The following is a 5,250-nucleotide window of genomic DNA, read 5'->3' on the forward strand; positions in this document are numbered from 1 at the left end:
ATTGATTCGATTGACGGATTTTCTGAAGGAGTGTTTACAGTGCCGAACGGCGCTCCAGCCGACTTCGAAATTCCTTTATCAAATGGTCAAAAATCGTGGCTTCAGCCGTTTTCTGTCCTATCCGAACAGCGCAAAAGCGGCGTTTGAGGGTTGAAAGTCAGCGGATGAGGATCATTTGCCCCTTACACGGATCAAATCGCGCAGAACCTAAAGCAGCTCTTTCGTGTTCTCGTTCGTGTAGAGGAAAGGAGAAAGACATGGCTGCCACCACCGACGACATCAGAGCATCCGTCAGCAAGGATATCGCCGCGCTCCAGCAGGAAGTATCCCGCCTGCAGAAAATGATCTCGGCGCAGGGTGCCGAAGCCTATTACGAAGTGCGCGACCGTGCCGGCAAGGCTTATGGAGATGCCCTCCCCCGCGCAAAGGGCGCCGTTGCCCAGATCCGGGCCGAAGGTGTGGCCGCCGCAGGCGCTGCCCGCGAGCATGCAGCGGTGACGACGACCGCGCTGGCACTTGCCGGTGCGATCGGTTTTCTAGCTGGCTATCTCTTGAGCGGCAGCCAACAGCCGCCACACCATTGGTGGCGCTGATATAGCGGAAACGCTCCGCTTTTATCGCGAGCCGCATGATCTGGAGGTCAATGCGGCTCGTAATACTTTGGTCTTAGAAAAACCAAGTTTAGTCGTTATTGCTGCGGCTAAAATGGGCGGGAGGATTACTCATGGAGAACCAGAAAGCGCACTTTATAGTCGAAGTCAGTGTTGACGGTGTCAACGGCCGCAAGGCGGTCGGCATCATGAACATGCGCCAAGCCCTTGAATTACCTGAATTGCCTTGCCTAGCCTATACTCATCCGGACCCCGCCAAAGCGGCCGCGGGTGTCGTTATCAGCCGCCAGGAACTCGCCGGTTTCATGGCTTGCCACTAAGGCTTGCCGATCTCTCCCCGAAGACGAATTGGATGGCGCGTAAAGCGCCGTCTGGCTTTTTGACCTTCGCCACCCACCAACCCTTGAGCGTCTAATTTTTCCCCGCGTTTTGTCGGCGTCTTGCTGGCATCATGAAAGTGTTCGTGTCAGAACCTGATCAACGGAATTGACAGGATGGTACAGAGTGAGGCAACGGCGCTCACCTCAGAAATCGCGCGAGCGCGCAAGACCGAACGGCGAAGCGCCCGGCAAGCGGGTAACCCTGCCGCGTGCGCTTTCAAAGCTCGGCCATTGCTCGCGGACACAAGCTGAACGGCTGATCCTAGAGGGGCGCGTCTCAGTCGATGGTCGCAAAGTCACCGACATCTCCGCCTGGGTGGACCTGGCATCGGCCAAGATCCGCGTCGATGGCACCGAGGTGGCCGCCGAGGCGAAGATCTATCTGATGCTGAACAAGCCACGCGGGCTGGTAACGACGCGCGATGATCCCGAAGGCCGACCCACCGTTTACAACTGTCTCAGGGACTTCGAAGCGCCGCACCTTTCGCCGGTCGGCCGATTGGACAAGGCAAGCGAAGGTTTGCTGCTCTTTACCAACGATACCGTCTTCGCCCAGGCGCTGCTCGACCCCTTCACCCATGTCACGAAGACCTACCATGTCCAGGTCAACCGGATCATGGATGCCCAGATGCTGGCTGCGATGACCTCTGGCGTCCACCACGACGGCGAAGTTCTGAGGGCAACGTCCGCGGCGCTATTGAGGAGCGGCGACAAGAACGCCTGGATCGAGGTCGAACTCGATGAAGGCCGCAACCGCCAGATCCGTCGCATGCTGGAAGCCCTGGATATCGAATGCCTCCGCCTCGTGCGGGTTGCGATCGGGGGCTTGGCGCTCGGCGAATTGCCGAAGGGAGCAGTGCGCGCCTTGACGGATGCAGAATTAAAGGAACTGCGCCGGAGCGCAGGCATGGAACCGGCAAGACGGAATTGAGTGCATGACGGAATTGGCGGCGCACGAGTTTTGGCAGGAAGTTCACAACCCGGGCACTTTCAGGAGCGACGGAGACTTCTCATCTTCCTATGTCGCCGAGCTGGACGATGGGCGCCAGCTTCGCCTGCCGGTACGCGTGCTGGCAGACGGGCAGCATGCATTGGCCTCGCTGATCATCAATCAGGCGAGTTTCGAGGTTCTCGATTTGCTGGCTCAGTCGCTTGCCGAGAAGCTGAAATCTTTCGAGGTCGAGGTTGTTGCGGGCCTGCCGACACTTGGGCTGACGCTCGCAGCTGCCGTGGCGCAAAAGCTGGGGCACTCGCGATATGTGCCGCTCGGAACGTCCCGAAAATTCTGGTACCGCGACGACCTGTCCGTGGCGCTCTCGTCGATTACCACCCCAAGCCAACAGAAACGTCTCTATATAGATCCCCGCATGCTGCCGTTGCTGGAGGGCCAACGCGTGGCGCTGATCGACGACGTCATTTCCAGCGGCACCTCGATCATTTCCGGGCTGCAGCTTTTCGCCGGTTGCGGCATCGAGCCTGTTGCGATCGGTGCTGCGATGCTGCAGTCGCGCCGTTGGTGCGGAGCGCTCGATGCAGCCGGATCACAATGGCGGGAAAGAATAGTGGGCGTGTTTTCCACCCCGATGCTGGAGATGACCGAGACCGGCACCTGGCGCCGGCCCGCTGACTGAGCGCGTTGTCGGCGTGGAGCACGGAATGGGAGATTTCGCTCTATACAGCGCGGCCCGAACCGCTACATTCTCCCGGTGGACTGAGGTTCGGGACAAGCCATGACGTTCGAGCAAGCATCCTTGCTGATCCTCCTGCTCGCGATGCTCGTCCTGTTTTCACTGGAACGCTTCCGCATCGAGGTGATTGCGATTGCCGGACTGCTCGCCGGTTATGCCCTCCACCTTTATTCCGCCGAGCAGGTGTTCTCCGGCTTCGCGAGCCCCGTGGTCGTGACGGTCGTGGAGATCCTGCTCGTCGTGCAGGTGCTGGCACGGGCGCAATTGTTCGATCGGCTCGCGGATTTTTTCGTGCACGCTAGATTTTCCAACACTGCGGTCATCGCCACTTTGTCCGGAGCGACCGGCTTCATCTCCATCTTCATGAATAACATCGGCGCCTTTTCGATCGCCCTGCCGGCAACGCTGCGCGTCAGTGCTGCGCTCGAGATACCCAAACGGCAGTTGATCATGCCTATCTCTTTTGCGGCGCTCCTGGGCGGCATCGTATCGCTAATCGGTACGCCCGCGAACATGCTCGTCAGCAATGCTTGGGCGGAGACGAGCGGCACCGGCTTCCGACTCTTCGATTTTGCCTATGTCGGTCTGCCTGTCGCTGTAGTTGGTATCGTGCTGACCGCATGGCTCGCACCGCGGCTATTTCCGCAGGAAATCGACGGGACGGCTTCGGCAGAAACTGCCTCGCGAGCAAGACGCAGGATCACCGAACGACGTATTCCTGCGGGTTCATCGCTGATCGGCGCGCCCCTGTCGGATCTCCCCGATCGATTCTCGCTGCAGCCCCATACCCTCGTTCGCAATGACAAGTTCGTGTTCGGGACGCCCGATAAACTGGTCGTCGAGGCGGGCGACCTGCTGTTGGCCGAAGCGGACGATACGGTTTTTGATGGCCTTCAAACGTCCGGAACGCTGCTTCCGCAGCGACATCAGAGCGCAGCCATTGCCGATCTCGACTATGTCGAGGCGGTCGTGATGCCGGAGAGCACGCTGATCGGCTCGCGACTGCATTCTCTGGAGGTGTTCAGCAGTCGCGACGTCACGGTTTCCGCCCTCTCGATGCGCTCACCTCGGATCGAGGGGCGCTTTGCCGATCTGCAGCTGTCGATTGGCGACATTCTGGTGCTGGAGGGCGAGCAAAAGGCGATCGCCGAAGCGCTCGAGGAGTGCGAGTGTCTTCCGCTGGCGTCGCAGCCGCCGTTCCGAATGTCGGCATCGTCCTGGCAGCCCTTTGCCATCTTTGCCGCAGGCGTCGCGGCAACGGCCTTTGAACTCGTCACACCTGACATTGCGTTTGCGGGCGTCGTGCTTGTCCTGGCGCTTCTCAACTACCTGAACATTCGCCAGGCAATGGCGGACCTCAACTGGCCGATCATTATCATGCTCGGTGCGATGATCCCGATAGGTTCCGCCGTCGCTACAACGGGCACCGCCCAAGTCATCGCGGCGGCGCTCGGTTCCATGGTGTCGCTGGCCGAACCGACCACGGGGGTGGCGCTCGTTCTCTTTCTGTCAATGCTCCTGACGCCCTTTGTCAACAACGCGACCGTCGCGATCGTCATGAGCCCCATCGCCGTCGCCTTCGCAGCAACCGGGCATCAGTCTCCATCCGCCTATCTGATTGCCGTCGCCGCAGGCGCCTCGCTGGATTTTCTGACGCCGTTCGGCCACCATAACAATACGCTGGCCATGGGGATCGGGAGCTACCGCTTCAGCGACTTCCTGAAGGCCGGGGCACTGCTGACGGTGGTCAGCTATGGTCTTACGCTACTTCTCATCTATCTCTTCTGGCTTTAGGAGCGGGTTTGCTTGACATCCCCGGCGATGGAACTAGAGCAGGGGAAAGTTCACGATCAATGCAGAAGGATGGTCGAGCCCGTGCGAATCCTCTCCGAAGCCCATTTCCCAGAGCTCCCCAATTACTATCGCGGCAAGGTTCGCGAGAACTATGACCTGCCGGATGGGCAGCGCATCATCATCAGCACCGACAGACTGAGCGCCTTCGACCGCATTCTTACCTGCATTCCCTACAAGGGTCAGGTGCTGACGCAGACGGCTCGCTACTGGTTCGAGGCGACGAAGGACATCTGCCCCAATCACGTTCTCGACTATCCCGATCCGAACGTCGTCATCGGCAAGCGTCTCGATATCCTGCCGGTCGAAGTCGTCGTTCGCGGCTATCTCGCCGGCACGACGGGGACGTCGATCCTCACGCTCTATAAGAAAGGCGAGCGCGAGATGTACGGCATGCGACTGCCGGACGGCATGCGCGACAACCAGAAGCTTCCGACGCCGGTCATTACGCCGACCAGCAAGGAATTCGATGGCGGCCACGACGAGCCGCTGACGCCGGCAGAGATCGTCGAGCGCGGTCTCTTGACCAAGGAGCAGTGGGAGACACTATCGCGTTACGCACTGGCTCTCTTCGCGCGCGGCCAGGACCTTGCGGCCAAGCGGGGCCTTATCCTAGTCGACACCAAATACGAGTTCGGCACGGACGAGAATGGCAACATCATTCTCGCGGATGAAATTCATACACCGGACAGCAGCCGCTACTGGCTCCCCCCCCCCCCC

General features: G+C 59.9%; 6 protein-coding genes. All 6 read left to right on the plus strand.

Annotation, left to right across the window (positions count from 1 at the left end; genetic code table 11):
• The first annotated feature begins 257 nt into the window (after positions 1–257).
• Positions 258–593: a hypothetical protein gene (locus PMI09_RS00020; protein WP_007787685.1), complete on the plus strand. Its 336-nt coding sequence runs from the start codon at positions 258–260 to the stop codon at positions 591–593.
• Positions 594–724: 131 nt separating this feature from the next.
• Positions 725–931, plus strand: a complete 207-nt coding sequence (locus PMI09_RS00025; protein WP_007787687.1) for a hypothetical protein — start codon at positions 725–727, stop codon at positions 929–931.
• Between the two features lie 184 nt (positions 932–1,115).
• On the plus strand, positions 1,116–1,922 hold the full coding sequence (locus PMI09_RS00030; protein WP_007787689.1) for a pseudouridine synthase: 807 nt from the start codon (positions 1,116–1,118) through the stop codon (positions 1,920–1,922).
• A 4-nt stretch (positions 1,923–1,926) separates the two neighbouring features.
• Positions 1,927–2,622, plus strand: coding sequence for a phosphoribosyltransferase (locus tag PMI09_RS00035; protein WP_007787691.1), 696 nt, complete (start codon positions 1,927–1,929; stop codon positions 2,620–2,622).
• Positions 2,623–2,721: 99 nt separating this feature from the next.
• Positions 2,722–4,473 (plus strand): SLC13 family permease, encoded by a 1,752-nt coding sequence (locus tag PMI09_RS00040; RefSeq protein ID WP_007787693.1) that lies wholly within the window; start codon positions 2,722–2,724, stop codon positions 4,471–4,473.
• Between the two features lie 81 nt (positions 4,474–4,554).
• Positions 4,555–5,250 (plus strand): phosphoribosylaminoimidazolesuccinocarboxamide synthase (locus tag PMI09_RS00045; RefSeq protein ID WP_037081400.1); only part of this gene is annotated, 696 nt, incomplete at its 3' end.

The sequence above is a fragment of the Rhizobium sp. CF122 genome (assembly GCF_000282035.1).
GTDB lineage: Bacteria > Pseudomonadota > Alphaproteobacteria > Rhizobiales > Rhizobiaceae > Rhizobium.

What these genes read in the sequence shown, in the direction of transcription:
- PMI09_RS00020 (WP_007787685.1), top strand. Translation starts at nt 258, where the DNA reads ATGGCTGCCACCACCGACGACATCAGAGCATCCGTCAGCAAGGATATC.
- PMI09_RS00025 (WP_007787687.1), top strand. Translation starts at nt 725, where the DNA reads ATGGAGAACCAGAAAGCGCACTTTATAGTCGAAGTCAGTGTTGACGGT.
- PMI09_RS00035 (WP_007787691.1), top strand. Translation starts at nt 1,927, where the DNA reads ATGACGGAATTGGCGGCGCACGAGTTTTGGCAGGAAGTTCACAACCCG.
- PMI09_RS00040 (WP_007787693.1), top strand. Translation starts at nt 2,722, where the DNA reads ATGACGTTCGAGCAAGCATCCTTGCTGATCCTCCTGCTCGCGATGCTC.